The following is a 660-nucleotide window of genomic DNA, read 5'->3' on the forward strand; positions in this document are numbered from 1 at the left end:
TCTGGGCACCGATGCCGTGGGCCGCGACATCCTTTCGCGCCTGATCTTCGGCGCGCAGTATTCGCTGTTCATCGGCTTTGTCGTGGTTTCCATCGCCCTGGTCGGCGGCATTGTCATCGGCCTGCTGGCCGGGTTCTTCGGCGGCTGGGTCGATGGCGTGATCATGCGCGTGATGGATGTGATCCTGGCCTTCCCGTCGCTTCTGCTGGCGCTGGTTCTGGTGGCGGTGCTGGGGCCGGGCCTGACCAATGCGATGATCGCCATCGCCATTGTCTACCAGCCGCATTTCGCCCGGCTGACCCGTGCCGCCGTCATGTCGGAAATGCAGCGCGAATATGTGACCGCGGCCCGCGTGGCCGGCGCGGGCAACCTGCGGCTGATGTTCAAGACCATCCTGCCCAACTGTCTGGCGCCGCTGATCGTTCAGGCGACGCTGTCGTTTTCCTCGGCCGTGCTGGATTCGGCCGCCCTGGGCTTTCTGGGCATGGGCGCGCAACCGCCCGCGCCGGAATGGGGCACCATGCTGGCCGAAGCGCGCGAATTCATCCTGCGCGCCTGGTGGGTGGTGACGTTCCCCGGCCTGGCCATTCTGGTTTCGGTGCTGGCCATCAACCTGATGGGCGATGGCCTGCGCGACGCGCTTGACCCCAAGCTGAAGCG

General features: G+C 66.1%; 1 protein-coding gene. It reads left to right on the forward strand.

The features are described from left to right. Window positions 1-660: ABC transporter permease subunit (locus C5F44_RS17725; RefSeq protein ID WP_107674954.1), on the forward strand; the 660-nt coding region annotated here is incomplete at both ends.

The sequence above is a fragment of the Fuscovulum blasticum DSM 2131 genome, from assembly GCF_003034965.1.
Taxonomy (GTDB): Bacteria; Pseudomonadota; Alphaproteobacteria; order Rhodobacterales; family Rhodobacteraceae; genus Pseudogemmobacter; species Pseudogemmobacter blasticus.